At 66.3% G+C, this 25,111-nt stretch carries 26 protein-coding genes; 14 read left to right on the forward strand and 12 right to left on the reverse strand.

Annotated elements, in window-relative coordinates; translation table 11 throughout:
• The 6 genes from J2X50_RS12135 to J2X50_RS12160 form a co-directional block, all read right to left on the reverse strand.
• A partial coding sequence (locus tag J2X50_RS12135; protein WP_429095141.1) for a hypothetical protein occupies positions 1-815 on the reverse strand: 815 nt, incomplete at its 3' end.
• Complete coding sequence (gene purB / locus J2X50_RS12140; protein WP_429095144.1) at positions 812-2,113, reverse strand: adenylosuccinate lyase; 1,302 nt, start codon at positions 2,111-2,113, stop codon at positions 812-814. The genes J2X50_RS12135 and purB, both read right to left, overlap by 4 nt.
• A 60-nt stretch (positions 2,114-2,173) precedes the next feature.
• Positions 2,174-2,701 carry a hypothetical protein gene (locus J2X50_RS12145; protein WP_429095146.1) on the reverse strand — a complete coding sequence of 176 codons (528 nt, stop codon included), beginning with the start codon at positions 2,699-2,701 and terminating at the stop codon, positions 2,174-2,176.
• Positions 2,702-2,715: 14 nt separating this feature from the next.
• Positions 2,716-3,426, reverse strand: a complete 711-nt coding sequence (locus J2X50_RS12150; RefSeq protein WP_429095149.1) for a DUF2259 domain-containing protein — start codon at positions 3,424-3,426, stop codon at positions 2,716-2,718.
• Positions 3,427-3,497: 71 nt separating this feature from the next.
• On the reverse strand, positions 3,498-4,505 hold the full coding sequence (locus J2X50_RS12155; protein ID WP_429095152.1) for a P1 family peptidase: 1,008 nt from the start codon (positions 4,503-4,505) through the stop codon (positions 3,498-3,500).
• A complete protein-coding gene (locus J2X50_RS12160) occupies positions 4,502-5,563 on the reverse strand; it encodes a branched-chain amino acid ABC transporter substrate-binding protein (RefSeq protein WP_429095155.1) in 1,062 nt (353 codons plus the stop codon). The genes J2X50_RS12155 and J2X50_RS12160 overlap by 4 nt, the downstream gene beginning before the upstream one ends.
• A 155-nt stretch (positions 5,564-5,718) precedes the next feature.
• Here J2X50_RS12160 and J2X50_RS12165 point away from each other — a divergent pair, with 155 nt between their 5' ends.
• The 7 genes from J2X50_RS12165 to J2X50_RS12195 all read left to right on the forward strand — a co-directional run bounded on the left by J2X50_RS12165 (position 5,719) and on the right by J2X50_RS12195 (position 12,380).
• Positions 5,719-6,213, forward strand: coding sequence for a flavin reductase (locus J2X50_RS12165; RefSeq protein WP_429095158.1), 495 nt, complete (start codon positions 5,719-5,721; stop codon positions 6,211-6,213).
• Between the two features lie 19 nt (positions 6,214-6,232).
• The gene (locus J2X50_RS12170) at positions 6,233-7,162 is read left to right on the forward strand and encodes an AAA family ATPase (RefSeq protein ID WP_429095160.1); all 930 of its coding nucleotides are present in this window, start codon (positions 6,233-6,235) and stop codon (positions 7,160-7,162) included.
• Between the two features lie 173 nt (positions 7,163-7,335).
• Positions 7,336-8,580 (forward strand): vWA domain-containing protein, encoded by a 1,245-nt coding sequence (locus tag J2X50_RS12175; protein ID WP_429095163.1) that lies wholly within the window; start codon positions 7,336-7,338, stop codon positions 8,578-8,580.
• A gap of 20 nt (positions 8,581-8,600) precedes the next feature.
• Complete coding sequence (locus J2X50_RS12180; RefSeq protein ID WP_429095166.1) at positions 8,601-8,936, forward strand: XdhC family protein; 336 nt, start codon at positions 8,601-8,603, stop codon at positions 8,934-8,936.
• Positions 8,937-8,940: 4 nt separating this feature from the next.
• Positions 8,941-9,651 (forward strand): XdhC family protein, encoded by a 711-nt coding sequence (locus J2X50_RS12185; protein WP_429095169.1) that lies wholly within the window; start codon positions 8,941-8,943, stop codon positions 9,649-9,651.
• The gene (locus tag J2X50_RS12190; protein ID WP_429095172.1) at positions 9,648-11,258 is read left to right on the forward strand and encodes an NTP transferase domain-containing protein; all 1,611 of its coding nucleotides are present in this window, start codon (positions 9,648-9,650) and stop codon (positions 11,256-11,258) included. Before J2X50_RS12185 ends, J2X50_RS12190 begins: the two co-directional genes overlap by 4 nt.
• Positions 11,259-11,525: 267 nt before the next feature.
• Entirely contained in the window at positions 11,526-12,380 is an 855-nt protein-coding gene (locus J2X50_RS12195; protein WP_429095551.1) for an alpha/beta hydrolase family protein, read from the forward strand.
• Positions 12,381-12,431: 51 nt separating this feature from the next.
• On the opposite strand, the gene J2X50_RS12200 is transcribed toward J2X50_RS12195, so the two are convergent.
• Positions 12,432-13,475, reverse strand: coding sequence for a DUF1176 domain-containing protein (locus tag J2X50_RS12200; RefSeq protein WP_429095175.1), 1,044 nt, complete (start codon positions 13,473-13,475; stop codon positions 12,432-12,434).
• A 67-nt stretch (positions 13,476-13,542) separates the two neighbouring features.
• Positions 13,543-13,713 carry a hypothetical protein gene (locus J2X50_RS12205; RefSeq protein WP_340037548.1) on the reverse strand — a complete coding sequence of 57 codons (171 nt, stop codon included), beginning with the start codon at positions 13,711-13,713 and terminating at the stop codon, positions 13,543-13,545.
• 226 nt (positions 13,714-13,939) lie between these two features.
• Between J2X50_RS12205 and J2X50_RS12210 the strand changes: the two genes are divergently transcribed.
• The 6 genes from J2X50_RS12210 to J2X50_RS12235 all read left to right on the forward strand — a co-directional run bounded on the left by J2X50_RS12210 (position 13,940) and on the right by J2X50_RS12235 (position 18,348).
• Entirely contained in the window at positions 13,940-14,413 is a 474-nt protein-coding gene (locus J2X50_RS12210; RefSeq protein WP_340037546.1) for a hypothetical protein, read from the forward strand.
• 69 nt (positions 14,414-14,482) lie between these two features.
• Entirely contained in the window at positions 14,483-14,731 is a 249-nt protein-coding gene (locus J2X50_RS12215; protein ID WP_347966717.1) for a ParB N-terminal domain-containing protein, read from the forward strand.
• An 89-nt stretch (positions 14,732-14,820) separates the two neighbouring features.
• Positions 14,821-15,306: an SRPBCC family protein gene (locus J2X50_RS12220; protein ID WP_429095179.1), complete on the forward strand. Its 486-nt coding sequence runs from the start codon at positions 14,821-14,823 to the stop codon at positions 15,304-15,306.
• 1,068 nt (positions 15,307-16,374) lie between these two features.
• Positions 16,375-17,292: an alpha/beta fold hydrolase gene (locus J2X50_RS12225; RefSeq protein WP_429095182.1), complete on the forward strand. Its 918-nt coding sequence runs from the start codon at positions 16,375-16,377 to the stop codon at positions 17,290-17,292.
• A 254-nt stretch (positions 17,293-17,546) separates the two neighbouring features.
• Positions 17,547-18,011: an aminoacyl-tRNA deacylase gene (locus tag J2X50_RS12230; RefSeq protein WP_429095184.1), complete on the forward strand. Its 465-nt coding sequence runs from the start codon at positions 17,547-17,549 to the stop codon at positions 18,009-18,011.
• Between the two features lie 88 nt (positions 18,012-18,099).
• Positions 18,100-18,348 (forward strand): hypothetical protein, encoded by a 249-nt coding sequence (locus J2X50_RS12235; protein ID WP_429095187.1) that lies wholly within the window; start codon positions 18,100-18,102, stop codon positions 18,346-18,348.
• A 76-nt stretch (positions 18,349-18,424) separates the two neighbouring features.
• Here J2X50_RS12235 and J2X50_RS12240 read toward each other — a convergent pair whose 3' ends face one another.
• Positions 18,425-18,607, reverse strand: a complete 183-nt coding sequence (locus J2X50_RS12240) for a YegP family protein (RefSeq protein WP_340037538.1) — start codon at positions 18,605-18,607, stop codon at positions 18,425-18,427.
• Between the two features lie 199 nt (positions 18,608-18,806).
• Between J2X50_RS12240 and J2X50_RS12245 the strand changes: the two genes are divergently transcribed.
• Positions 18,807-19,076 (forward strand): GIY-YIG nuclease family protein, encoded by a 270-nt coding sequence (locus J2X50_RS12245; RefSeq protein WP_429095189.1) that lies wholly within the window; start codon positions 18,807-18,809, stop codon positions 19,074-19,076.
• A gap of 353 nt (positions 19,077-19,429) precedes the next feature.
• Here J2X50_RS12245 and J2X50_RS12250 read toward each other — a convergent pair whose 3' ends face one another.
• The 3 genes from J2X50_RS12250 to gpt form a co-directional block, all read right to left on the reverse strand.
• Complete coding sequence (locus tag J2X50_RS12250) at positions 19,430-23,236, reverse strand: vitamin B12-dependent ribonucleotide reductase (RefSeq protein WP_429095192.1); 3,807 nt, start codon at positions 23,234-23,236, stop codon at positions 19,430-19,432.
• A 682-nt stretch (positions 23,237-23,918) separates the two neighbouring features.
• Positions 23,919-24,404, reverse strand: a complete 486-nt coding sequence (locus J2X50_RS12255) for an NUDIX hydrolase (RefSeq protein ID WP_429095193.1) — start codon at positions 24,402-24,404, stop codon at positions 23,919-23,921.
• Positions 24,405-24,560: 156 nt separating this feature from the next.
• On the reverse strand, positions 24,561-25,058 hold the full coding sequence (gene gpt / locus J2X50_RS12260; RefSeq protein ID WP_340037532.1) for a xanthine phosphoribosyltransferase: 498 nt from the start codon (positions 25,056-25,058) through the stop codon (positions 24,561-24,563).
• Positions 25,059-25,111 lie beyond the last annotated feature (53 nt).

Consider the following 25,111-nt stretch of genomic DNA (forward strand, 5'->3'; position numbering starts at 1 on the left):
GAAGCGGATTGACGTCTCCCAGGCCATGATCCTCGTCGCCATGGGCGGCAACCTCCTACGCCGGAATGCCCATCCCTGACTTTCCAAACGGACTCCAAGAACAGCGGCCACCTATGGTCCGGCGCCTCCGCTTCATTGGCAACATGGAGAGACTTGGTAACGTACGTCTTGTCGGGGAATCTGATCGTGAGAATTTCTGCGGTGACCTTGTCGCAAAATCTCGTTATCTGGCTGGCGCAGTCCTGGCACCATTTGTCGAAATGTTCAGGCGTTACTCCCGGGGCAATCTTTTGCAGCGTCGGCAATGTAAATATCTGTTCGCCGAGCTCGCTTATGCTGTTGCCCTGCTGCGGGTGAGCAAAGTGCCGATGCTCCGCCTTCTCATCGAAATTGGCGAGGTCAAAGTCCAGGCCGTATTTCGCGAAATGGTGGGCCGACCTGTTGCGGTACTCCTTGGCCACCGCAAAGCACTTGCTGGAACGAAGCCCCTTCTTGATAACTGCCCCTTCAGCACGCGCCAATGTTACTCGTCCGCGGAGGTGGTCAAGAGTGTCAATTGCTTCAAACAACACGCTCGCTAGCTTTCTCGTACTCCACAGCCAGCGAATATATTGCATCGCGGCCAGATCGCGATTGCCTTCACCTGCATCAATTGGCGATCTCGCCATAAGCGACCAATAGAATCGAATGTCATTCGTGATGAACGATGACGCCAGAATGAAGTCTCGTTCATTTGCATCCAAGGACGACAGCTCCTCGGTGGTGAGAGACACCACGCCGAAATGCGTGACGTAGTGTCTCCCGTCTTTGGTCATCCGAAAACCCGCTTGAAGATCGTGTCGACATGCTTGGTGTGGTAGCCGAGGTCGAATTTTTCCCGGATCGCGGCTTCCGGCAGCGCCGCCGTCACTTCCTTGTCGGCGAGCAGCTCTTCCAGGAAGTCCTTGCCTTCCTCCCACACCTTCATGGCGTTGCGCTGCACCAGCCGGTAGGCGTCCTCGCGCGACACGCCGGCCTGGGTCAGCGCCAGCAGCACGCGCTGCGAATGCACCAGCCCGCGGAACTTGTTGAGGTTCTTCAGCATGTTGTCGGGATAGACGACGAGCTTGTCGATGACGCCGGTGAGGCGGGCGAGCGCGAAGTCGAGGGTGACGGTCGCGTCCGGGCCGATCATGCGCTCGACCGACGAGTGCGAGATGTCGCGCTCGTGCCACAGCGCCACGTTCTCCATCGCCGGTGCCGCATAGGAACGGACCATGCGGGCAAGTCCGGTCAGGTTCTCGGTCAGCACCGGGTTGCGCTTGTGCGGCATCGCCGACGAGCCCTTCTGGCCCGGCGAGAAATACTCTTCCGCTTCCAGCACCTCGGTGCGCTGCAGGTGGCGGATTTCGGTGGCAAGGCGCTCGATCGACGAGGCGATGACGCCGAGCGTGGCAAAGAACATGGCGTGGCGGTCGCGCGGGATGACCTGGGTCGACACCGGTTCCGGCTTCAGGCCGAGCTTGGCTGCGACATGCTCCTCGACGCGCGGGTCGATGTTGGCGAAGGTGCCGACGGCGCCCGAGATCGCGCAGGTGGCGATGTCTTCGCGGGCATGCACCAGGCGCTCGCGGCAGCGCGAGAACTCGGCATAGGCCAGCGCCAGCTTGACGCCGAAGGTCGTAGGCTCCGCATGGATGCCGTGGCTGCGGCCGATGGTGACGGTGTCCTTGTGCTCGAAGGCGCGGCGCTTCAGCGCCGCAAGCAGCGCGTCGACGTCGGCGAGCAGGATGTCGGTGGCGCGCACCAGCTGCACCGAAAGGCAGGTGTCGAGCACGTCCGACGAGGTCATGCCCTGGTGGATGAAGCGCGAATCCGGGCCGACGAACTCGGCGAGGTGGGTGAGGAAGGCGATGACGTCATGCTTGGTGACGCGCTCGATCTCGTCGATGCGCTCGACGTCGAATTTGGCGGCACCGCCCTTTTCCCAGATCGTCTTCGCCGCTTCCTTGGGGATCACGCCGATTTCGGCCAGCGCGTCGCAGGCATGGGCCTCGATCTCGAACCAGATGCGGAAGCGCGTTTCGGGAGACCAGATGGCGACCATCTCGGGCCGCGAATAGCGAGGGATCATGGCGGGGCTCGTCCTGCTGCGGTTTCGTTGCGGCTCCCCTAACAGAGGCTGGCCCAATGCTCAACGCGAACGTCGGGCAAACCAGAGCGCGACCGCGAAAAGCGCTGCCATGCCGAGCGGAAAATAGAGCCGGATGCCGAGAACGGCGAACTGGTAGAGCGCGACGAGGCCGGTGAAGACGAGTTGCAGCGTCCAGGTCATGGTGAAGGGGGCGGCATGCCATTCGGCATAATAGCGCCGGTACTGCAGCGCGTAGATCAGCGCGGTAAGCCCGATCGTGACTGCTGCGAAGGACACGAAGGCGGCGGCAAACGCGGTCTGCCGGTTGCGGCCGCGCGAAACCATGAGGGCGATGGTGCAGGCGAGGGGAAAGGCGATGGCCCCGCCCACGGCAAACAGTGCGACGACCGAGCGCATCAGCGCCGGGGTCTCCCAATGGACGAACAGCAGCGACACGAGCGCGCTCGCGCCCATCGCCGCACCCCACGCGAGCGAACCCGCCAGCGCCGTCCGCCGCGCCGGCATGGCTTTGCGCAGCCGTGGCCAGAAGCCGTCGTCGGCAGCAGCCGGTGCTTCCGTCCGGGCCAAGGCGCGCCGCGGTCTCACCGCCTGCCGGTCACGGCCAGCCAGCGGTGGTCCGGTCCCTCGAAACCCTGTCCGATGACCGAGACGAGCACGGCATGGACCGCGCCGCCCTCGAAGGTCTGCACCCCGCCGATCCGGTAGCCGGTCGGGCAGCCGCGGCTCTGCGGCACCGAGGTGTCTTCCTGCAGCACCTTGTCGCCTGCCTTGGCGTCGACGCGCGACAGCTTGAAGCCCTTGATCGGGCCGAACGGGCAGCGCTCGATCTCGCCGAGCGAGACCTCCTCCAGCCGGAACTCGAGCTGCTCGTCGATCGGCGGGAACACCGGCCGCGGGTTGACCGTCATCCGGTACGGGTCGGCGCTGGCCTCGGTGATCGCGTTGAAGCCGGCCAGATAGCCGCGGTTCTCGGCCAGCACCTCGTCCGCGACCACCTTGGCGCCCTGCTTGCGGGCTTCGGCGCGCGCCGCTTCAAGGCCTGCGGCCTCGTCGTCGAGGCGCACCCTGACCGGCGTGCCGGGCATGAACTTGTCGGTGGCGGTGTCGATGTAGAAGCGGTTGGCGTAAGGAAAGCCGGAGCCGTCCTGGATGCCGAACTCCTCGAAGGCGAAGATCTTGCCGTCGGCGCTGAAGCCGAGCACGTTGAGCTCGGACGCGTCGCCCGCCACGGCGGCCTGCGAAACGCCCAGCGACAGCGCGCCCGCGAGGCAAAAGAGCTTCCAGCTACCCACGCCACCTCTCCCTGGATTGAATCAGTCGTTCAGGCGAATGCGCTAAACTACCGATTAAAAAGGAATTTGCATCACCGCGCCGACCATGGCGGCATCACATCGCCGGGAGCGGCGGTCGCCGCATGCACTCCGCGTGCGATCGCCCGCGCCATGGTCGAGGCCGCCGCGGCGTAGAAATCGACGATATCCGCTTGCCCCACCGAAATCCCGCTCGCCCCTGTCGCCAGCCCGAACACGAGGTCGCCGTCGAAGGGCGTGTGCACCGGCCAGACGGCGCGGGTGAAGCCGTCATGGGCGGCGATCGCCAGCCGCTTTGCTCCGGCTTTGCTCAGCACCGCATCGGTGGCGATCACGGCGATCGTGGTATTGGCCACTGCGCCGTCGTCCTTCTCGTATTTCTTGAAGACGCGGGCCGCATCCTGAGGCATCGGCGAGGGGTAACCCAGGCCGCCGAATTCGCCGCCGAGTTCGAAGGGAGCCGCCCAGAAATGCCTGCTCCGCCCGACGGTCACCGATCCGGTGGCGTTGACGGCGACCAGCGCGCCGACGGTCACCCCGTTGGGCAGCACGGTCGAGGCCGAGCCGAGGCCGCCCTTGAGCCCTGCGGTCAGCGCGCCGGTCCCTGCACCCGTCGTGCCGAGCGCGAATTTTCGCGTGGCCGCCTGCGTCGCCTCGTAGCCGAGCTCGCGATAGGGCGGATAGCGCCCCCAGTCCTTGTCGCCGCCGTTCAGCATGTCGAACAGGATTGCCGCCGGCACGATCGGGACAACCTGGTCGCGCATGGCAAAACCGATGCCCTTTTCGCGCAGCGCCGCCTGCACCCCCGAGGCGGCGTCGAGGCCGAAGGCCGAGCCGCCCGACAACACGAGGGCGTTGATCGTCTCGACCGTGTTGTGCGGTTCCAGAAGGTCGGTCTCGCGCGTGCCCGGCGCGCCGCCCAGCACCTGCACGGCGGCCGTGGCGGGCGTGTCGCAAACCACCACCGTGGTGCCGGACTTCACCTTCTGGTCGGCGGCATTGCCGACGGTCAGGCCCGCGACGTCGGTGATCAGGTTGAGCGGTCCGGCTTTCAGCGTCATTGCGTTTCCAGGGGCACGTAGTTCGTCCCGTCGAAGCGGAACAGCCGGTAGGGGTTTGCGGCCAGGTCGCCCTTGGCGTCGAAACGGATATTTCCCAGCGCCGTGTCGAAATCGCCCCCGTCCAGCGCCTCGGCGGGCGGCTTGCCGCTGGTGGCCGCGGCGTTGGCGATCTCCACCGCCGCATAGGCCGGCAGCGCATAGCCGTCGGTCGTCGCCTTGCGGGCCTCGAAGGCCGAGATGACCGCGGGCGCTGCCATGCTCGTCCATTCCGCCGGAGCGATCATCAGCGTGCCTTCGGCGGGCGGAACCGCACGGTCGGCGAGGCGCAGCGTCTCGCCGCCGGCAAACACCATGTCGGTGCCGAGCACGGCCGCGTCGCGCGCCATCACCGCGATGTCCTCGCCGTCGCCCCCCACGAACACATGCGTCGCGCCCGCCTTGCGCAGGCGGCCCACCAGCGCCAGCTGGTTGTCGAGCTGCGGCCTGAAAGTGTCGACGAACACCGGCTTGAGGCCGGACTGCTCGGCCGCCACGCGGAAACTCTCGGCGAGCTCGCGGCCATAGATCGTGCCGTCGTCGACGACGGCGAACAGCTCGTTGCGCCACATCTTCGTCAGGATCGCTGCTGCCGTGTCGCGCTCGCCGTCGCCGCGCGGGCCGAGCCGGTAGACCGGCCAGCCGGTCTTCTCGCGCCGGTCGGTCAGGCCGTCGGTGCGCACGCCGACGGTGATGACCGGGATTCCCGCCTGCTTCAGCGCGGGCAGGGCGGCTTCGAGGGCTTCCGAGCACAGAAACCCGACCGCGATCGTGACCTTGGCCTCGACGAAGCGTTGGGCCGCCGCGGTGCCGCCGTCGGCGGTGCAGCGATCGTCGATGACGTCGAGCGCCACGCCGAGCGACTCGGCGGCGATCACCGCGCCCGATCGGACCTGCCCGCCCAATATGCCGGGGGCGCCGGATAGCGGCGCTGCCACACCGATCCTGGCCGGTTCGGCCTTGGCGGCGAGTGCAAGCAACGAGGCCGCACATGCCGTGATGATGCCCGCAGCGGGTCGCATTCGATCCAACAATATCCTCGGCGTGCGTATATTTACGCAGCCTGCTTGACCTACTGCCTGGCCCGGACAAGCGCAATGCACTTGTGGCCCATTTGCTTGTGGGCTCAATTATGCGGCCATATATAGCGATCAGGTTCCACCGCAGGAAAAGTTTGGTGCTGAAGAAGTTTGAAGTCGGGCCGCAGGCCTACCGCGACGCGATGAGCCACTTTGCCGGTGCGGTGCATCTGGTGACCACCGATGGGGCGGCCGGCAGGCGCGGCGCGACCGTGATTGCCGCCTGCTCCGTTACCGACAATCCGCCCACGGTGCTCGTCTGCGTCAATCGCGAGAACCCGAAGAACGACGCCTTCGTCAAGAACGGCAACTTTGCCCTCAACACCCTGGCCGCCAGGCACGAACCGCTGGCCGTCGCATTTTCCGGCGTCACGGGCCTTTCGCCGGAAGACCGGTTCGCCATGGCCGAGTGGGAGGTGCTGGCTTCCGGCGCCCCGGTGCTCATCGATGCGGTGGCGGTGTTCGATTGCGAGCTCGTCGACGCCAAGGAAATGGCCACCCACCGCATCATGTTCGGCAGGGTGACAGGCCTGCGCATCGGCGATAACCTCCGTCCCCTGATCTACCACGGCCGCAGCTACCACGTGCTCTAGGCCGATCTTCGGAAGCACCATGACCGATCTTGCGCCTCGTCCCCTGCCCAATTCGATCGACGAGACGCTCGCGATGCTCGCCGGCGCCGACTATGTCGCCGACCGCGCGCTTGCGACCGTGCTTTTCCTCAGCCTGCGCATGCGCCGCCCGCTCTTCCTCGAAGGCGAGGCCGGGGTCGGCAAGACCGAGATCGCCAAGGTTTTGGCCAGCGCGCTCGGCCGCAGGCTGATCCGCCTGCAGTGCTACGAGGGTCTCGACGTCTCCTCCGCCGTCTACGAGTGGAACTATGCCGCGCAGATGATCGAAATCCGCATGGAGGAGGCTACAGGCAAGGTCGACCGCAGGGACATGGAGAAGAACGTCTTCTCCGAGAAATACCTGATCCGCCGCCCTGTGCTCGACGCGCTGACCGGCAAGGAGGGTGCGGCTCCCGTCTTCCTCATCGACGAGCTCGACCGCACCGACGAGGCGTTCGAGGCGTTCCTGCTCGAGATCCTCTCCGACTACCAGGTGACGGTGCCCGAGCTTGGCACCATCAAGGCGGAGGAGCCGCCGATCGTCATCATCACTACCAACCGCACGCGCGAGATCCACGACGCGCTGAAGCGCCGCTGCCTCTACCATTGGGTCGACTATCCCAATGCCGAGCGCGAGCTCGAGATCGTCCGCCGCAAGGTGCCCGAAGCCAACCGCCGGCTTTCGGCCGAGGTCGTCCGCTTCATCCAGAGGCTGCGCGAGATCGAGCTGTTCAAGGTGCCGGGCGTGGCCGAGACCATCGACTGGGCCGGCGCCCTGACCGAGCTCGACAAGATAGCGCTCGATCCCGAGACCGTGTCCGACACCATCGGCGTGCTGCTCAAATACCAGGACGACATCGCCCGCATCGAACAGGGCGAGGGCCGCCGCATCCTCGAAGAGGTGAAGGCGGAGCTGGCGGCGGCGGAGTAGGGCGATGGAAGCGCTCGCGTTTACCTCCACCCCTGACCCCTCCCCACAAGGGGGAGGGGAAATTCTGCTGCGTTCGCGCCGGTTTTGCGCGACGCGATTCGGTGGGTTGTCAGGTGGGACGCCCGCTCTCCAAGTCTCCCTCCCCCTTGTGGGGAGGGGTTAGGGGTGGGGGTATGACCAAAGCGTCCCCGCCCATCGTCATCCAGCCCGAAGGTCGCATTGCCGACAACATCGTCTATTTCGCCCGTGCGCTGCGCAAGGCGGGCATGCGGGTCGGCCCGGCCTCGGTCAAGGACGCCATCGAGGCGGTGCTCGCCGCCGGCATCGGCACGCGCGACGATTTCTACTGGACGCTGCACGCCGTGCTCGTCACCCGCCACGAGGACCATGCCACCTTCGACGAGGCCTTCCGCCTGTTCTGGAAGTCGCGCGAGCTGATCGAGAAGATGCTGGCGATGTTTTCACCCGTGGCGCTCGATCACCGCGAAAAGCAGAAGCCGCGCGCCGCCGAAAGCCGCGTCAGCCAGGCAATGTTCGAGGGTCACGAGAACGCCCGGCCACCGCGCGAGATTCCCGAAATCGAGGTCGACGCGCGCTTCACGGTCTCCGGCAACGAGGTGCTGCGCGCCAAGGACTTTGCCCAGATGAGCGCCGCCGAGCTTGCGCGGGCGCGACGCGAGATCGCAGCGCTGAGGCTGCCCTTCGACCTGGTGCGCACGCGCCGCTTCAAGCCCGACCCGCATGGTGCCAAGGCCGATCCGCGCGCGATGTTGCGTGCGGCTGCCCGCACCGGCGGCCAGTTGATCCTGCCGAAGTTCCGTTCGGCCCGCGAGGTGCATCCGCCGCTCGTCGTGCTTGCCGATATTTCGGGCTCGATGAGCCAGTACACGCGCATCTTCCTGCATTTCCTGCATGCGCTGACCGAGAAGCGTCGGCGCGTGAATACGTTCGTCTTCGGCACGCGGCTCACCAATCTCACGCGCCAGATGCGCCACCGCGACCCCGACGAGGCGCTGGCCGGCTGCGCGGCCATGGTCAAGGACTGGTCGGGCGGCACGCGCATCGGCGACGCGCTCGGCGAGTTCAACCGGCTGTGGTCGCGGCGGGTGCTGGGGCAGAGCGCGGTCGTCCTGCTCATCACCGACGGGCTGGAGCGCGACGACGTCGCCGGCCTGTCCGAGGAGATGGAGCGGCTGAAGAAGTCCTGCCGGCGGCTGATCTGGCTCAACCCGCTGCTGCGCTTCGACGGTTTCGAGGCGCGTGCCCGCGGCGTGCGCGCCATGCTGCCGCATGTCGACGAGTTCCGTGCGGTCCACAATCTCAACGCGCTCGGCGATCTCTGCGCTTCGCTCGGCGCGCCCGCTTCGCGCAGCAGCGATCCGAGGCGATGGCTTGCCGGCTTGAGCCGCGCGGCGTGAGCATCGGAAGGGAGGAAACGATGCCAAGCAAGTTCCTGGACGAGGCCCGCGATCCGCTGATCATCGCGGAGGGCTGGATGAAGGACGGCAAGGACGTGGCGGTCGCCACCGTCGTCGAGACCTGGGGCTCTGCGCCGCGTCCCGTCGGCAGCCACCTCGTCATCGATGCCGAGGGTACCTTTCACGGCTCCGTCTCCGGCGGCTGCGTCGAGGGCGCGGTGATCTCAGAGGCGCTGGACGTCATTGCCAGCGGCAAGCCCAGGATGCTCGAATTCGGCGTCGCCGACGAGACGGCCTGGCGGGTCGGGCTCTCCTGCGGCGGCCGCATCCGGGTCTATGTCGAGCGGCTGGGGTGATCGAATGGATCCGTATGTTCTCAAGACCCTCAATGCCGAGCGCCGGGCCCGGCGCGCGGCCATCGTCGTCACCGATCTCGGCGACGGCCGCGACCGCGTCGTCAGGGAGGGCGATGCGGTCGCCGGCGAACTCGGTGCCGCCATCGCCAGGGCGTTTCGCACCGGCGCTTCGGGCATGGTCGAGGCCGAGGGCCGCAGCTTCTTCCTCAACGTGCACCTGCCGCAGCCGCGGTTGGTGGTGATCGGCGCCGTGCACATCAGCCAGGCGCTCGCGCCCATGGCCAGGATCGCCGGCTTCCCGCTCGAGATCATCGACCCGCGCACGGCGTTTGCCAGCGGCGAGCGTTTTCCTGACGTCGAGCTCAGCGCCGAATGGCCCGAGGACGTGCTCAGGGATCATCCGCTCGACCGCTACGCGGCACTCGCGGCGGTCACCCACGATCCCAAGATCGACGACTATCCGCTCAAGGCCGCGCTCGACGCCGGGTGTTTCTACGTGGGCGCGCTGGGCAGCCGGAAAACCCATGCCAGGCGCGTCGAACGGCTGCTCGCCATGGGCGCGACGCCGGAGCAGATCGAGCGCATCAACGCGCCGATCGGGCTCGCCATCGGTGCTGCCAACCCGGCCGAGATCGCCGTCGCGGTCCTGGCGCAGGTCATCGCCGCCTTCCGCTCGCGCGGGCTCGCCGGCGACACGAAAGGCGAGGCGGCGTGAAGTTCGGACCCGTCCCGGTTAGTGAAGCCCAGGGCGCGGTGCTGGCCCACGCGACCGCTGCCGGCGACCGTCGCTACCGCAAGGGCCACGTTCTCGGTGCGGACGACGTCGCAGCCTTGCAGGCCACGGGCCTGCGCGAGGTCGTCGTCGCCGCCCTGGAGCCGGGCGACCTCGGCGAGGACGAAGCCGCCACGGCGATCGCCGCCGCCATGCGCCATCGCCATGTCGAGGCGAAGCCGGCCGCCACCGGTCGCGTCAACCTGCATGCCGGCCTGGCGGGCGTCTTCACCGTCGATGCCGCCCTGATCGACGCCATCAACGCGGTCGATCCGTCGATCACGGTCGCGACGCTTGCACGCCATGCCACCGTCGAGGCGGGCCAGATGGTTGCGACCGTCAAGATCATCCCCTTCGCCGTGGCCGGCGAGCTGGTGCGCAAGGTGGTCGACCTGTGCGCCGGCCGCGAGATCTTCGCCGTCAATCCGTTCGTCGCCAGGCGCGTCGGCGTCATCCAGACAGTGCTGCCGAGCGTGAAGGCGAGCGTGCTCGACAAGACCGCCCGCGTCACCGAGCAGCGGCTCGCGCGTTCCGGCAGCCGTATGACCGCGGAGCGGCGCACGCCGCACGAGGCGGGCGCCGTAGCGGAGGCCGCGAAGGTGCTTGCCCGCGATCACGACCTGCTCGTCATCTTCGGTGCCTCGGCGCTCGCCGATTTCGACGACGTCATCCCCGCGGCGATCCGCGCCGCCGGCGGCAGCGTCACCCGTTCCGGCATGCCCGTCGATCCCGGCAATTTGCTGGTGCTCGGCCATATCGGCGAGACCGCCGTGCTCGGCGCCCCCGGCTGCGCCCGCAGCCCCAAGGAGAACGGCTTCGACTGGGTGCTCGACCGCCTGATCGCCGGTCTCGAGATCACCGCGGCCGACATCGGCGGCATGGGGGTAGGGGGCCTGCTCATGGAAATTCCGTCGCGGCCGCAGCCGCGCGAGGCGCCAGCCGTGCCCGTTCCGCCGAAGGTCCATGCCGTGCTGCTCGCCGCCGGGCGCTCCAGTCGCATGGGCGGGCCCAACAAGCTCCTGGCCCTGTTCCAGGGCAAGCAGCTGGTGCGCCGCACGGCCGAACGCGTTCTCGCCTCCAGGGCCGAGGCGGCAGTGGTCGTCACCGGCCACCAGGCCGGCCGCATCCGCGAGGCGCTCGCCGGGCTCGACCTGCCCGTTGCCCACAACCCCGACTTCGCCAGCGGCCTCGCCGGTTCGCTGAAGGCCGGCGTCGCCGCACTTCCCGAGGATGCCGCCGGCGCGCTGATCGTGCTCGGCGACATGCCCGAGGTGCTGCCGGGCGATCTCGACCGCCTGATCGAAGCCTTCGAACGCGCCGGGGCCCGCGCCGTCGTCCGCGCCACCCATGGCGGCAAGCGCGGCAATCCCGTGATCCTGCCCAGGGCGCTGTTCGCCGCCGTCGCCCATCTCGAAGGCGACACCGGCGCCCGCCACCTGATCGAGGGCGAGGGCGTCGATGTCATCGACGTCGAGATCGGCATTGGTGCCGCCGTCGACGTCGACACGCCCGAAGCGCTGCGGACGGCCGGCGGAGTGCTGCAGGATTGAACGCTGTTGACAAATGGACTGTCGGCTAGCCAAGCCTTGGCTATGTCGCTCGATTCAAAGTTGCACTCCTTCGCGCCCCCCTCTGGCCTGTCGGCCATCTCCCCCTCAAGGGGGGAGATCAGCAGCTTTGCCGGCGTCGCTTACCCGACGTTGCAGAAGGGCGAAGGCGCCGACGACAGCCAATCTCCCCCCTTGTGGGGGAGATGTCCGGCAGGACAGAGGGGGGTGCGCAGGAGCGCAAGGTTCCACCGGCTTTCTGCCTGCCTATTGCGTGCGGTGGCACCGGTCCTGCTCGCCACCTTCGCCTTCCCCGCCCACGCCCAGACCCTCGCCCCCTACAAGGACGAGCTCTTCGCCTATCCGTCGCTGCTGTCCTCGGAGGGCGAGACCTACCGCGTCGTCGACTATCGCGAGGCGCGTGACATCGATGAGCGCGACCAGGTGCCGGAACGCCGCGTGCAGGGAAAATATGTCTCCACCGGAGTCCGCCGGGCGCAGCAGGACCTGGTGCTCAAGACCGACGCCGGCGACATCCGGCATTTCGCCGTCGGCAAGACCGAGGGTGCTGCGGTCATCGTGCTCTACCTCCACGGCCAGGGCGGCAGCCGCAAGCAGGGGGTCGACGACTTCACCTTCGGCGGCAATTTCAACCGCATCAAGAACCTGATGGTCGCCAATGGCGGGCTCTATCTGTCGCCGGACTTCTCCGACTTCGGCGACAAGGGCGTGGCCGAGGTGGCGGCGCTGATCGATCACTACGCCGCGCGGTCGCCCGGCGCGAGGATCGTGGTCGCCTGCGGCTCGATGGGCGGGGCGCTGTGCTGGGGGCTGGCGCGCAACGCCGACGTTGCCAGGCGGCTGAGCGGGCTGATGCTGCTCGGCTCGTTGTGGGACGACGGCTTCCTCAAGTCCCCGGCCTTCGCCGCCAAGGTGCCGGTGTTCTTCGGCCAGGGCAGCGAGGATCCGGTGTTCCCGGTCGAGAAGCAGGAGGCCTTCTTCCGCTCGATCCTGGCCAAGAGCAAAGGCTATCCGGCGCGCTTCGTCCGCTTCGAGACCGGCACCCACGGCACGCCGATCCGCATGACCGACTGGCGCGAGACGCTCAACTGGATCCTGGAGTGATTCCGGGAAAAGCGCGAAGCGGTTTTCCGTCCGGAAGCCGTCAGTTGGTCGTCACGGCCCGGTGTCGTAGTCGAGCACGTTCTCCGGGTTGATCTCGCCGTCATAGGAGGCGTCGACGTCGTACTTGATCAGCGTGAAGGCGCCGTCGCGGAAGATCCACAGCCCGTCCGACGAGGCGTCGCCGACGCCGCGCCACTTCGAGTGCGAGGCGATCGACAGCTTCTTCTCGTCGTAGAACGAGTTGACCAGCTCGCCCTCGGAGCGATAGCCGATGATGTCGACGCTCTCGACCTTGCCTTCGGTGTTGTCGTTCTCGTAGCTGATGTCGAGTTCGGGCACCGCGAAATGCAGCTCGCGCACGCCTTCGATCTCGTTCCAGAGATAGTAGACATGGGTTTCGTTGTAGGCGCCCATCGAACAGAAGAAGCGGAACAGCCGGGCCGTGCTGGGCGCGGCGTCATCGGCGTCGGTCTTGTTGCGATAGGAGATGGTGTAGTTCGCGACCGCGTCGTCGCGGCTGCCGTCGCCGGCGTCGCATTGGCCCTTGCGGCTGGTCGCGAACAGCTTCCTGGCAAGCTCGAGCACCGCGTCGGTCTCGGGCGGCGGCGCTTCGCCGCACTGCTTGGGGACGGCGTCGGCAAGCTCGCCGTCGGCCGGCTTGAGGCTGCCCTTGTCGAGCTGGATCGGCCGGAATGGCGGCTCCTGGATCGAGGCGTTCACCTGCCGGGCGGTGTAGCAGCCGGCGAAGACCTGTTCCGAGCCGTCGGCGTTCACGGCTCGGATCGCGACCGGGATGTTGTAGAAGATGCTGCCGGCAGCCCCTTCCTCGCTCACCGGGCCGGTCTCGACGTCGACCCGGCTGGTCGTCTCGTACCCCTTGGCGAAGCTCGAAAAGTCCGTGGCGGGCTTGGTGTCGCCGAAATAGTCCCAGGCGCGGGCATATTCCTTGCGGCTGACGGCGTTGTAGAGCGAGCGCACCACGGCCGCGGGGTCGGACCGGTCGTCGAGATAGGGCGTTTCAGCCGCCAGTGACTGCAGAGACCAGAGCCCGGTCAGGGCCAGGGCGGCGGCGCTGGTCGAAGAAAAGGTCCTCATCGCGAATCTCCTGCCTGCCGCAATCATGCATCATGGATTGCGGCAGCGCAGTGACGCGAAAGGCCCGTCACGCCTGGCGTGCCGACATTTCGCGGGCGATGCGCGGGAAATCCGCCGGCTTGATGCCGATGTCGAAACGGTCGGCATTGCTCATGGCGTTGAGCAGCGCCAGCGCTGCGCGGTAGCGGGCCTCTTCGCGGGGGCGCGGCCGGGCGAACAATTCGGTGTAGAAACCCATCTCTCAGGCTCCTGTTGGTCCTCCCTCAGCTACATATAGGCGATTCTTCGCCGATTGTGCAGTGCAACATAAGCATGTCTGCCATGCAGAGCCGGTCCCGGGCAGCCGCCGAACCTGTCCGGAATCCAATAAGATGCGGCGATTGCCTCGAAGCGATTTTTAACCGGCTTGGACTATGTTCCGGCAAGTTTTGCCGTATCATGCGTTTCGTGCGGGAGGGGCTTGCATGGGCACCGAAACCAGTCGCGATTTCGCTTCGCTGCTCGACGACTTGATCGTCGCATCGGAGCGGACCGAGGTTGCGCCTGCGCCGACCATCCCCTTCGACTATCTCGCCGTCGCCGAAGAGCTCCATTCGGGCCGCATCCGTGTCGACGGGCAGACGGTCGTCGCCGAGTACCGCGAGGCGGGGGCTGCGCTCGAAGACGAGTTCGTGTCGCTGCTCGACATGATGAAGACCGAAACCGCGGCCGCCGACGAGCCCGAACCGCCATCGATCGATCCGGATGCGATCGCCGCCGAACTCGGACTGGCCGAGGCCAAGCCCGCCGAGCTTGCCAAGATGCGCCGCAGCTTCGCGCTCGCCAACCATCCCGACCGCGTAGCCCCGCATCTGCGCCAGCGCGCCATGGTGCGCATGCAACTCGCCAACATGCTGATCGACGATGCCAGGCGACGCGCGGCGAAGAAGAAGCCCTGACCGCCGAAGCCTCTCGACAGCGCGGCCCATCTGCGAAAATCTATGCCTCGTGCCTGTGCGGGAGCCTCCATGCTCAGAATTCAGCGTATCCCTCTCGATGCCATCTACGTGCCCGCCGCGCGCCGCAAGACGCTGCACCCCGAGACCGTGCGCCATCTCGCCGAGGACATCCTCGAAAACGGCATGAAGATGCCGATCCAGGTGCGTGTCGACGGCGACCGCTATGTCCTGATCGAGGGGCTGCACCGGCTCGAAGCCGCGAAATGGCTGGGCGAGACGGCCATCGACGCCTATCTGGTGCATGCCCGCCGGCATTGACCTCGCGAAGATTTTACACCGTGCGGTGTAGGAGCCGCTGGACGCCGTACGTCCTTGTGGTGGAACTTGACCTCATTCGGAGATTTCCCATGACCACCGTTGTTGAAGCCACTCCCGCCAGCGACCGCGAACTCGTCCTCTGCCGCATCATCGATGCGCCGCGCGAGAAGGTCTTCCGCTGCTGGACCGATGCTGCGCTGCTGCCCAAGTGGTTCGCGCCGCTGCCCTGGACGACGGCGAGCGCCAGGCTCGACGCCCGCGCCGGCGGCACGAGCGCTGTCGTGATGCGCAGCCCCGAGGGCGTCGACTATCCGAGCTCCGGCGTCTACCTCGAGGTCGTGCCGAACCAGAAGCTGGTGTTCACCGACGCCTTCACCAGTGCCTGGGAGCCTTCCGAAAAGCCCTTCATGGTGGGCATCCTGACCTTCGAGGACGCCGGCGGCGGCAAGACCAAATACACCGCCACCGTCAGGCACTGGTCGATCGAGGACCGCGATTCACATGAGAAGATGGGCTTCCACGAGGGCTGGGGCCTGTGCACCGAGCAGCTCGAGGCGCTCGCCAGGACGCTCTGAGGCCGACTTTATGGTCGCAAAGGGCCAGGTCGGCATCGGCCTGGCCTTTTTGTTTTTGGCCGTCGGTGACGGCCCGATCTCCCCCCTTGTGGGGGAGATGGGCGGCCCTTCGACGGGCTCAACCCAGAGGGGGGGCTGTCCCGCATACCTATCCATTGCCACGCTCGCTTTCGCGCCTGGCCATTGTCAAAGAACACTCCCGTTGGAGGGAGGTGGTTCGGGAAGCGGGGCGCGCGGCCGAGCCGTCCGATAGATTGATACGTGGCGCGAACCCCGCGCCCCGCCCGGTGTCTGTCCCTCGGTCGGCCGGTCACAGGTCCGTCCCACGGTCTTTTCGTGGCCTGAACCCGCGGCTTCTCCGCATCCTCCGGCACCCGCCATTTGCGGCGCGTGCCGGACGACGCCGGCCTGTCGACGGGCCCTCGGAGCCACGGCTACCGCAGCCGTGGCGGGAGGTCACCGCCGCCCTCCCTGACACCCGGTGCGCACCAGGTCCCGACAAGGGCGATGGCACAAGGATACGGGAGGTTTTGGAGGGGTGGAAAAACGGGAGAATTTCTCCACGCACATTGCTGACAGAGTTACTGCCAAACTGGCGTGCGCGGAGAGCAAATCTTCAAGGTTGCGATCCTTCCCACCCCCCTCTGTCCTGCCGGACATCTCCCCCACAAGGGGGGAGATTGGCGGCTCCGGCGTCTCGCCCGCTTCTGCCTGCCTCTCAAGGAAATGCTCCTGCAACGCTGGTGGTTGGGAGGGGCGTTGATGACGGCCCAATCTCCCCCCTTGTGGGGGAGATGTCCGGCAGGACAGAGGGGGGTGGGAAGGATCGCGGCGTTGAAGGCAAAATCGCCAGACCGTGGAAAAGGTCTCCACGCCGGCTTCGCTCCTTCTCCGCCCTGGGAAGACGAGCGCCCGTTGGTGCTTCCGCCAACCCCCAGAGCCACAACCCGGGCGGATGTGCTCCAACACGCCTCGGAAAATTTTCTCCACCATGTCGGGTCTGCTACGGTCGGTTCGTCCTAGGGGGCGAAGGGCCGGAGCGGTCCGCAAAACGAGGAAGGACGACAGATGCGCAGTTTCATCACCATGCTGCTCGCGGCCGCAATGACGATCATCGTCGGCGGCGCGGCACTGGCCCAGGCGGCCGCCGACGGGGTCAAGAGCGGCTATGCCAAGGTCAACGGCGTCAACTATTACTACGAGATCCGCGGCGAGGGCGAACCGCTGCTGCTGCTGCACGGCGGGCTGGGCTCGATCGACATGTTCGGGCCGGTGCTGCCGGCCCTGTCGAAGAACAGGCAGGTGATCGCGGTCGACCTCTACGGCCACGGCCGCACCGCCCTGACCGACCGCAAGATGAGCCTGATCGACATGGGCGACGACATGGCCGGGCTGCTCGAGCAGCTGGGCTACGCCAAGGTCGACGCCATGGGCTATTCCCTGGGCAGCGGCGTCGCCATGCGGCTGGCGGTGCAGCATCCCGACATGGTGCGCCGCCTGGTGCTGGTCTCGGCCGGCTTCGCCCAGGACGGCTTCTATCCGGAAATGCTGCCGATGCAGGCGCAGGTGGGCGCCGGCATGGCCGAGATGATGAAGCCGACGCCGATGTACCAGTCCTATGCGGCCGTCGCGCCGAAGGTCGAGGACTTTCCGAAGCTGCTCGACCTGATGGGCGAGCTGATGCGCACGCCCTTCGACTGGTCCGAGGACGTCAAGACGCTGAAGATGCCGGTGATGCTGGTCTATGGCGACGGCGACATGTATCGCCCCGAGCACATCGTGAAGTTCTACCAGCTGCTCGGCGGCGGGCTGAAGGACGCCGGCTGGATGCGCGAGAACATGTCGCAGAACCGGCTGGCGATCATCCCCAACCGCACCCACTACGACGTCTTCTTCGCTCCCGAACTGGCGGCGATGGCGCTGCCCTTCCTCAACGGCGAGACCAAGGTGAAGTCCTGGGAGGAGCAGGTGAAGGAAGCGCAGTAGGCCGGGGATCCGGCTTTCAGGCCGCGCGGGCCCGGTCCGGACCAGCGCGGCCAAGACCCTTGCCCCGCGGGGGGGAGGGGATGTATCGTTCCGCCACGCTGAGAATGCCCCATGCGGGCATCGTAGGATGCGGCCAGCCGACCCCGAGACATGGCTGGCGATGAGGCGGCCGAACCCTTGCCGCGCGGCGCGTGCCGCACGCTTTCGCCATTTCCGGCCGCAGTGAGGCGATGTTGCCGCGGAGGAAAGTGGTCATGGCTATCTCATTGACAGTGCAAGAGTATCTCGAGGACAACCACATCCATTACGATGCCACCAAGCATGCGCGGACCGGCTGTTCGATGATGACGGCCGAGGCTTGCCACGTGCCCGGGAACGCGATCGCCAAGGGTGTGGTGCTGAAATGGGACGACGGCTATGTGCTGGCCGTTCTGCCGGCAACCCGCCACGTCGATCTGGCGCGGATGCGCGAGATCATCGGCGACAAGATCAGGCTGGCCACCGAGGACGAGGCCAGTTCGCTTTTCCCCGACTGCGAGGAGGGCGCGGTGCCGATCCTCGGCGTGCCATACCGGGTGGCCTGCGTCATCGACGAGCAGCTACGCCGCGGCGGCGACGTCTATTTCGAGGGCGGCGACCACCGCACGCTGGTGCATGTCACCGCCGATGAGTTCGGCAGGCTGATGTACGGCATGCCGCAGGCGCGCATCAGCTGGTAGCTGGGGCGTTCCAGGCTGGTGGGCGGCCAACGAAATGCCCGCTTGGTGTCACGCAACCGCCATTCGCCGGTCATGGTTGGCGCCTAGGATGCGTGAGGTCGAATGGTCACGAACGGAGGCGACTATGGCCGGTCACCCGGAACCGACGCTTGAGGAATTGCTGCGCGAACCCATCATCCTGACCCTGATGGAACGCGACGGATACAGTGCCGACGACATCCGCCTGCTGGCGCGGCAGGCAACGGAGAAAAGCCGCCTCGGCGCCGGCGCAAGGAGCTTTGCCCCGTCGATGCGGGCAGCCGGCCGGCAGAATGCCTGCCTCGCCGCGTGCAGGTGAGGGCGCCCCAATCGCCAAACAGGGAACGCGCGCCGTCGCCATGCCGGCGCGGCCGGCGACGGCCTTGCGGTGGCGTTCAGCCCGGATTGCAGGTCATGCCGTTGCGTTGGGCGTTGGCGACGCAGTCGCTTCTGTTCGAATAGCCCTGGGTCGCCGAGCCGACGATGCGCCCGTTGGAGGCGGTCCGCCGCCAGCGCCAGCCGTCGGTTGAATTGTAGATTTCCCAGGTATCGCCAGTCCGGTCGGTGCAGCTTGCCATCTCGCACGCTCCTGTTGCTCGAGAAGACATGACCTATGGCGATTCTGGTTGCAGGTTCCACGAATTGGCTGCAACTGTAGGGTGTTGAAACCGGCGGGCGGGTTGCCGGGATGGCGGCTGCAGGCAATTCGGAGTGCCGAGGGAATGCGGCGTTGCATGCCCGTTGGGTCGAGGTCTTGGCATGACCGGCTTCGTCTAGATGACCGCCAGCCAGAAGCGCGGCACGATCTATATCGGCGTGACCAACGACCTGGCGCGCAGGATGCCGGAGCACAAGGCGGGCCAGGGCTCCGGCTTCGCTGCCCGGCACGGCGTGCATCGCCTCGTCTGGTACGAGGAACATTTCGACATCCGCGACGCCATCCAGCGCGAGAAATCGCTGAAGCGCTGGCCGCGCCAATGGAAGATCGAACTGATCGAAAGGACCAATCCAGACTGGCACGAGTTGTTTCGCGGGCTGGGCTGGTGAGGCAATTGCCGGGAGCGGTCTCTCCGCCCTCGTCATCCTCGGGCTTGACCCGAGGATCCATGCCGTGAGGGTGGCGAGGCGCGCGACGGTCAGGGAAGATCGCCCGCGTTCTGGACCGCTTGAGCCATGCCGCGATGGCACGGCATGGATCCTAGGGTCTTCGCGACGGAGCTGCGCTCCTGCTCCGCCCTAGGATGACGAAGGCCTTCGAACTCCGCCCCTCGCAGCTTCGGCCCGATCTTGAGATCGGGCCGAAGCAGGTTCGTCTCATGCTATCCAGGCCGCCGGGGGCTGCCCCTCAGTTGCAGCCGTCGGAGTAGTAGTAGCGTAGTAGCAGCTGCCGGGGCTGCCCCTCAGCTGCAGCCGCTGGTGGCGCCGCAGGTGTCGCACTTTTCGCAGGTGCCGTTACGCACCATGGTGAAGTTGTGGCACTCGAGGCATTCGTTGCCGGTGTAGCCCTGCATCATCGCCTGGCTGCGGCGGGCGGCGGCCAGCTTCTTGGCTTCCGCCGCCTCGTTGGCGGCAGTGTCGGAGAACAGCGCCGAGGTGGTCTCGGTCACGGTTTCTTCCTCGGCGACGTCCTCGGCGAACTCCCTGGCGCGCTCCTCGTAGTCGCGCTTGTAGGCGGTCGATTCCTCGCGCAGCTCCGAGGTGACCGACTTCAGCGCCGTCACCGTGGCGCCCGACGAGATGGCGCGCACGTTGGAGCCCGCGAACGCGGTCGGCGCGGCCTTCACGGGTGCCGCGGCGGGCGTGGCCGAGCCCTTGGGGTCGGCGCCGGCGAGGCCGGAGACGACCTTGAGCGGGGCGCCGCGGGTCAGGCCCTTGGAGAAGGGCAGGGCCTTGCCTTCGTTGATGCCGCGGCCGAGTGCCGTGTTGCCGAAGTCGGAAGTGTCCACATGGGCGAGGTCGTTGCGGCCGAGATAGGAAACGGCCAGCTCGCGGAACACGTAGTCGAGGATCGAGGTGGCGTTCTTGATCGCATCGTTGCCGATGACGATGCCGGCCGGCTCGAACTTGGTGAAGGTGAAGGCCTCGACATATTCCTCGAGCGGCACGCCGTACTGCAGGCCGAGCGAGATGGCGATGGCGAAGTTGTTCATCATCGCGCGGAAGGCGGCCCCTTCCTTGTGCATGTCGATGAAGATCTCGCCCAGGCGGCCGTCGTCGAACTCGCCGGTGCGCAGGTAGACCTTGTGGCCGCCGACGACGGCCTTCTGGGTGTAGCCCTTGCGGCGGTTCGGCAGCTTCTCGCGGTCGCGGTAGAGCCGCTCGATGACGCGCTCGACGATCTTTTCGGTGACCTGGACGGCCTTGGCGGCGGCGGGAGCCGCGACCAGCGCCTCGACCGCGTCGTCCTCGTCCTCGTCGGCGTCGGCGATCAGCGAGGCGTTCAGCGGCTGCGACAGCTTGGAGCCGTCGCGGTAGAGCGCGTTGGCCTTCAGCGCCAGCTTCCACGACAGCATGTAGGCGTTCTTGCAGTCGTCGACCGTCGCCTCGTTGGGCATGTTGATGGTCTTGGAGATGGCGCCCGAGATGAAGGGCTGGGCGGCGGCCATCATCAGGATGTGGCTGTCGACCGAGAGATAGCGCTTGCCGATCTTGCCGCAGGGATTGGCGCAATCGAACACCGCGAGGTGCTCGTCCTTGAGAAAGGGCGCGCCTTCCAGCGTCATGGCACCGCAGACGTGGATGTTGGCGGCCTCGATATCCTTCTTGGAGAAGCCCAGCGCCGGCAGCATCTCGAAGGCGAAGTCGTCGAGCTGAGCGTCGGTGAAGCCGAGCACGTCCTTGCAGAAGTCCTCGCCCAGCGTCCACTTGTTGAACACGAACTTGATGTCGAAGGCGCTCTTGAGCGCGGCGTTCAGCGCCTCGATCTTCTCGTCGCTGAAGCCCTTGGCCTTGAGCGTCGAGGGGTTGATGCCCGAGGCCTGGTTGAGGTTGCCGTGGCCCACCGCATAGGCCTCGATCTCGGCGATCTGGCTTTCCGAATAGCCGAGCGTGCGCAGCGCTTCGGGAACGGCGCGGTTGATGATCTTGAAGTAGCCGCCGCCGGCGAGCTTCTTGAACTTCACCAGCGCGAAGTCGGGCTCGATGCCGGTGGTGTCGCAGTCCATGACCAGGCCGATCGTGCCGGTGGGCGCGATCACGGTCGCCTGGGCGTTGCGGTAGCCGTGCTCCTCGCCGAGCTCGATGGCGCGGTCCCAGGCAGCGCGGGCGTGGCTCACCAGTTCCTGCTGCTTGAGGTCGGAGGCGACCAGCGGCACCGGGTTGACCGACAGCTTCTCGTAGCCGTCCTTGTCGCCATAGGCGGCGCGGCGGTGGTTGCGCATGACGCGCAGCATGTTCTGGGCGTTGCGGTCGTAGTCGGGGAAGGCGCCGAGCTCGGCGGCCATTTCGGCCGAGGTGGCGTAGGCGATGCCGGTCATGATCGCGGTGAGCGCGGCGCAGATGGCGCGGCCCTCGTCGGAGTCATAGGGAATGCCAGAAGTCATCAGCAGGCCGCCGATGTTGGCGTAGCCGAGGCCGAGCGTACGGTATTCGTAGGAGAGCTTGGCGATTTCCTTGGACGGGAACTGCGCCATCATCACCGAGATTTCGAGGACGACGGTCCACAGGCGCACGGTGTGCTCGTAGGCCGCGATGTCGATCTCGCCGTTCTCCATGCGGTAGGGCAGGAGGTTGATCGAGGCGAGGTTGCAGGCCGTGTCGTCGAGGAACATGTATTCCGAGCACGGGTTCGACGCCCGGATGGCGCCCGCGGAGGCGCAGGTGTGCCAGTCGTTCATCGTGGTGTTGAAGTGCAGGCCCGGATCGGCCGAGGCCCAGGCGGCGTAGCCGATCTTCTCCCACAGGTCGCGGGCCTTCAGCGTCTTCAGCACCTTGCCGTCCTTGCGGGCGGTCAGGTGCCAGTCGCCGTCGTCCTCGACGGCGCGCAGGAAGTTGTCCTTGAGCGAGACCGAGTTGTTGGAGTTCTGGCCGGAGACGGTGAGGTAGGCTTCCGAATCCCAGTCGGTGTCGTAGGTCGAGAACTCGATCGAGGTGTAGCCCTGGCGCGCGAACTGGATGACGCGCTTGATGTAGTTCTCGGGAACCGCGCTCTTCTTGGCGGCCTTGATCTCGCGCTTGAGCGCGGTGTTGACGCTCGGGTCGAAGCAGTCGTCGTCCTGGCCTTCGCAGTTGACGCAGGCCGCCATGATCCTGGTCAGGTGCTGGCGCACGATCTTGGAGCCGGTGACGAGGGCCGCCACCTTCTGCTCTTCCTTCACCTTCCAGTCGATATAGGCCTCGATATCGGGGTGGTCGGCGTCGACGACGACCATCTTGGCCGCACGACGGGTGGTGCCGCCCGACTTGATGGCGCCGGCTGCGCGGTCACCGATCTTGAGGAAGCTCATCAGGCCCGACGAGCGGCCGCCGCCCGAGAGCTTTTCGCCTTCGCCGCGCAGATGCGAGAAGTTCGAGCCGGTGCCCGAGCCGTATTTGAACAGGCGCGCCTCGCGCACCCACAGGTCCATGATGCCGCCCTCGTTGACGAGGTCGTCGGCGACCGACTGGATGAAGCAGGCGTGCGGCTGCGGGTGCTCGTAGGCCGACTTGGATTTGGTCAGCTTGCCGGTGAAGGGGTCGACATAGAAGTGGCCCTGGCCGGGGCCGTCGATGCCATAGGCCCAGTGCAGGCCGGTGTTGAACCACTGCGGCGAGTTGGGCGCCACGCGCTGGGTGGCGAGCATGTAGGCGAGTTCGTCGCGGAAGGCGCGCGCATCGGCCTCGCTCTTGAAGTAGCCGCCCTTCCAGCCCCAGTAGGTCCACGTGCCGGCGAGACGGTCGAAGACCTGACGGGCGTCGGTCTCGGAGCCGTAGCGTTGGTTCTCGGGCAGCTTTTCGAGTTCGGCCTCGTCGGGAACCGAGCGCCACAGGAAGGAGGGGACGTCGTTCTCCTCGATCTTCTTCAGGCGCGCGGGAACGCCGGCCTTGCGGAAATACTTCTGGGCGAGGATGTCGGCCGCGACCTGGCTGAACTGGGCGGGCACGTCGATGTCGGCGAGCCGGAAGACGATCGAACCGTCCGGGTTCTTGATTTCCGAAATCGCCTTGCGGAATTCGATCTCCGCATATGCCGATTGTCCATCCTTGGTGAAACGCCGCTCGATCTGCATCGGTCGATTTCCTTTTGTCTATATATAGCGTCTTTCGCCGGGGATTGCCCGTAGTGATTGCGAACGACGCGCGCCCGTTCTCTCCGGCCGTCCGAGCGGCCGGTTGCCATTTTCCGAATTAGCTGCCGACCGACTGGAAAATCTCCTTGCGGAGGGCCTTTCCCGCCAGCCTGCGAGCCGCCTCGGACCCGTCGAACTGAAACTTTGGTTGCGACTCCCTCATCGAGGGCAACTCACACTATCTAGCGTCCAGACTGCCTGCAAACACTAAATATAGTATTAACAGAAGATTTCCGCCAGTCCCCAATTTTTATCCGCCAACCCCTTGGCACCCCGGAAACGCACGCGTCCGCACCCCGCCTGGGCAGGTGCAAATGCGAGCGAGAACTCACCAAAGCTGGGAAAAAAGACCGGGCTCGAAACTTTCCGGCCGCACGCTCAACAAGCGCGCTTGAGTCATAAAAAGCGACTCGGGGGGCAACGTCAAGAAGTCGTTTATGCAGATTTTATGACCCCAATATCTTGTGTGCGGCAAGTGTGGATAACGGGGAGAATGGCGCCCCTCCGGAGAGGGCGACCGGAGCGACGGGGACAGCGCCCCAGACCATGGATCCGGCCGCCAGGCGGCGGGTCCGGTCGTATTCGCGCGACGCCAGACGATTCCGTCCGGCGGCAAGATGTCCTATGCGGCGATCCTGGCCTGCGCCGCGCCGAAGGCGAGGATGAGGCGGCCGAGATCGGCTTCGTTGACCATGCGGGCGGCTTCGCTAGGGGTCACCCACTTGCGCGTGCGCTGGCGCCGCTCCTTCCACTTTTCCGCGACCTTGCGCACCTCGAGCGGGTAGACGAGCACCTCGCAGGCGACATGTTCGCCGCCGGCAAGCTCCTTGCTGTAGTAGTAGCGCCCGGTCTCGTGGGTATCGATCGAGCCGCTCAGGCCGGCTTCCTCGCTCGCCTCGCGCGCGGCGGTCTCGCACAGTCGCTCGGACTCCTCGGGCCAGCCTTTGGGCAGGACCCAGCGCCCGGTGTCGCGGCTGGTGATCAACATGATCTCGATGCCGCCCGATGCGGTTCGGTGCCAGGGCAGGGCGGCAACCTGGAGCCGGCAGGCCGAGGCTCCGAAGAGCCGGCGCAAACGCTCGACCAGGTAGTTGTGATTCATCAGCATAGGCGCCTGCCCGAGTCCGTGACTCAACTGCCGTTTCACCGATTGTAGGGTTAATCCTCCGTAACAAAAGTAAATAGACTGATAACGAAAACGCCCGGCCAGCTGGCCGGGCGTCGAATGTGGTCGGATTATCGGGGAGGACCCGAAAACGGGCGATCAACCCTTGTGATCGTCGGCGATCGGCTTCTGGTAGGTGAAGCCCATGTCCCAGGGGAAGTAGATCCAGGTGTCCTGCGACACCTCGGTGACGAAGGTGTCGACCAGCGGCCGGCCCTTGGGCTTGGCATAGACGGTGGCGAAATGCGCCTTCGGCATCATGGCGCGCACGATGGCCGCGGTCTTGCCGGTGTCGGTCAGGTCATCGACGATCAGGATGCCTTCGCCCTCGCCCTCGAGCAGGCTGGGGGTGATTTCCTTGAGCACGTGGAGCTGACCCTGCGAGTCATAATCATGGTAGGAGGCCACGCACACGCTCTCGATGACGCGGATGCCGAGTTCGCGCGAAATAATGGCAGCAGGCACCAGGCCGCCGCGGGTGATGCAGACGATCGCCTTCCACTGTCCGTTGACGCCGGACAGGCGCCAGGCGAGCGCGCGGGCGTCGCGGTGGAACTGGTCCCAGGAGACGGGAAAGGCTTTTTCGGGAAGGGACATCGACGCGCACTCCTGATGGCGCGCCAAACGCGCGCGAAAACTGGGGAATGCAG

Origin of the sequence: Aminobacter sp. BE322, from assembly GCF_050433525.1 — a bacterium.
In the GTDB taxonomy this organism is placed as follows: Bacteria; Pseudomonadota; Alphaproteobacteria; order Rhizobiales; family Rhizobiaceae; genus Aminobacter.